This window comes from Spiroplasma sp. ald, assembly GCF_044714355.1.
Taxonomy (GTDB): Bacteria; Bacillota_I; Bacilli_A; order Mycoplasmatales; family Mycoplasmataceae; genus Spiroplasma; species Spiroplasma phoeniceum.
Map to the genome: position 1 here is coordinate 1 of NZ_RXFY01000109.1, position 3130 is coordinate 3130.

A 3130-nucleotide genomic window follows, 5' to 3' on the forward strand; every position below is an offset into this window, starting at 1 on the left:
ATTAAAAAAGCTCAAACAAATTATAAATTAATGGCATACTTAAATCCATGACAACAATGAGTTGTAATGTGAACAGAAAATGCTAGTGCTAGTGTATCAGGAGCAAATGATATGGCTGCAACAATGTTGTTACCAATTAATAATTATTTAGATGTTAAAATTGATTCTGTTGCTTTTCAGACAAGTGATTCTAAGGCAAAAACAAATTATTTTTTAATGGGAGACTTTAATAAACCAGTAACATTAACTAGTTTATCTGGTTTGTATACGGATTATTTATTAGTAACACTTGCATTAGCGGGATTAACATTATGATGAATTACAAGAAAGGATTTTGTATAGTTATGAAAACAAAAAAAAGTAATTTTACACCAAATCCTGATTTAGCAATCGAGATTCATGGATTTACAAAAAAATTTAAAAAATTTGTCGCTGTTGATGATATTAATATGAATGTTGCAAAAGGGAAAATTTATGGGTTTATTGGACCAAATGGTTCAGGAAAAACCACAACAATTAAATCATTAGTTGGAGCAATTATTCCAACAAGTGGTAATTTTAGTATTAATGGTTTAAAAGCGAACTCACCAGCAGCAAAAAAATTATTGGATATATTCCTGAAAATGCTAGGTTTCCAAAACATTTAAATGTTTATAAATATTTAATTGAAATGAGTTATTTACGAGATGTTAAGTATAAAGAAGCAAAAGTAAAAGCAAAGCAAATCTTAGAAAATCTAAATTTATGAAAATTTCGAACTAAGAATCCTAATACATTTTCATCAGGAATGAAAAAAAGGTCTTATTAGCACAAAAATTAATTGCGGATCCAAAGGTCCTAATTTTAGATGAACCAGCAGCTAATTTAGACCCAACTGCTCGCCAAGAATTATTCAATGATTTAATTAAAGTTAAAAACCAAGGTAAGACAATTTTAATTTGTTCACATATTTTAACTGAATTGCAAGATTTGGCCGATGAGATTACAATTCTAAATTATGGTAAGGTTGTGTTTTCGGGTACTGTTATTAATTCAACCCAAAACTATTATCAATTTACCGTAATGGAAAAACCAATGTTAGGAAGTTTAGAAAATGTTGTAAAAAAATTAAATCTTCCCATAATTGAAAAATTAGAAGATGGTTTAATTTTACATTTAGAAAATGGCAATGAACAAATTAAAGAAATTGCTTATCGTGCTTTTGAAGAAAAAGTAATTTTAATTACTATTAAACCATTTGTAACAAATATTACCGAAATTTACGATCGTGTTGTTTTTTCAGTTAATAAAAATTTTGGTAAAGCAAGTGCATTAAGTAATTAATGTTAAAAAACCTTAGTAAAATATTTTTTTTGAGCTATAATTATAACGAAGATTATTAATGTAGTTTTAAAATTACTTTACATCGTAAGGTTTTTTTATTTTTTTATTAGGGGGAGGAAATTAATTTGTCAGAAGTTTTAACAGGTCGTGAAAAAAAAATACGGTTTGAAAAACCTTGAAAAACAATAACATACTTTTGTGTTCCAACTGTTTTCTTAATGATTGTTCAAGGGTTATACAATATTGTTGATAAAAGTTTAGCATTATCATTTGCCGCACCTGATTTAATTCATGACCAATTTTATATTGATACATATAATCGGTTAAAAAATATTAGTGTTACAGAAATTCCTTTAGCTGATATGCGGTCATTTATTAATGTTGCAACTCAATATGCTTCACAAACATATAACTCACAATGGTCATTTAGTATTATGATTGGAATGGGTTGTGCAATGAATTTTTCAATTGCTTATGGGCAACGTGATATTCCAAGTATGTGTCGAATTGCAGGAAATGGTTTTTCATTAACAGTTCTTTTTTCAATCATTGTTGCATTTGCAATTTTTTGTATTGTATTTCCGGGATGAAACGCTATATTTATTACTTCTCAAATGGGAAAACATTATAATCCAATTACAGAAAGTTTATGTTGAGAATATTCATTTCCAATGTTAGCAGCAGCACCAATGATGTTTTTAAGTTATTATTTTATGTCCTTAATTCGTAGTGAAGGACGAATGAAATGAGTAATAATTATGATTTTAAGTTCAGTATTAATTAATGCTGCAGCGGCCATTTTCTTTATGAGAGTTTGTCATCTTGGAATGTCAGGAGCAATGTTGGGGACAGTTTTTTCTTGAACAGTACAAGTAATTTGAGGATTTATTATTGTTTTTAAAACAAAAAATAGTTATTCAAAATTTTACTGAAATGACTTATTCCAAATTGAAGGAAAAAATATTGCTAATTTTACTAAAGCAGGATTACCAAATTTTATTAATAATGCTGCTTTAGTCGTTACATCTTATGTTTCAACATTCCTTGTTGTTCAGTTACCAAACCAAGAATATCACAATGGGGTTGCTGTTTTGCAGGAACTTTATTCTTCAATTGTGCCATGAATGACACTAGTATTATCAGCAGGGGTTGGTGTTACACAAGGGGCTCGTAGTATTATTGCCTATAATTATGGGGCAAAAAAGAATGCTCGAATTTGAGAAGTTTTAAAACGGGTTAGTTTATTAATTATTATTTGATTTTGTTTAATGTTAATTGTCTTTATTATTTTTGGAAAAGATATGATGATGTTATTTGCTTTTCCTGAAAAATATGCAACGAAATATCGTTGATGAATTGTTTTAAACTTTATGACTTATCCATTTTGTTCATTAACTTATATTGCTTTAACGTTGTTCCAAGGAATTAATCGTTCCTTTTTAGCAACATTTACAAGTAGTTTACGTTCAATTGTTGTAATTTTACCATTAATTGGAATTGGTTTTGGCGTTAGTCAAGCAACTGGAAATCTAATTTTCTATTATGTCTTTATTGGTTTAAATGATTTAATTTCAGCAGTAATTATTATTCCAATTTTAGTTTACTACTGAAGAAAATATCGTAACAAATTAGTTGATGAGCCTGATCCATATTTTAATGAATATCAAGAAGATTTACGAACTAAAAAAGTTTTAAAAGTGAAACATCAACAAAAAAAATAACCAGGTTATGCAAGAAGTCTATTATTGATGCTACCGAAACTCCAATCCAACGCCCAAAAAAAGACAAAAACAATCTTATTCTGGTA

At 28.0% G+C, this 3130-nt stretch carries 3 protein-coding genes and 1 pseudogene; all 4 read left to right on the top strand.

The genetic code is table 4. The features are described from left to right. Window positions 1-342 (top strand): annotated as a pseudogene (locus tag EHU54_RS05090) (ABC transporter permease); the annotation flags it as partial. Between the two features lie 2 nt (window positions 343-344). Next, a complete protein-coding gene (locus EHU54_RS05095; protein ID WP_400249293.1) occupies window positions 345-647 on the top strand; it encodes an ATP-binding cassette domain-containing protein in 303 nt (100 codons plus the stop codon). Between the two features lie 322 nt (window positions 648-969). Next, a complete protein-coding gene (locus tag EHU54_RS05100) occupies window positions 970-1323 on the top strand; it encodes a hypothetical protein (protein WP_400249295.1) in 354 nt (117 codons plus the stop codon). A gap of 125 nt (window positions 1324-1448) precedes the next feature. Next, window positions 1449-3044 (top strand): MATE family efflux transporter, encoded by a 1596-nt coding sequence (locus EHU54_RS05105; RefSeq protein ID WP_400249297.1) that lies wholly within the window; start codon window positions 1449-1451, stop codon window positions 3042-3044. The last annotated feature ends 86 nt before the right edge of the window (window positions 3045-3130 follow it).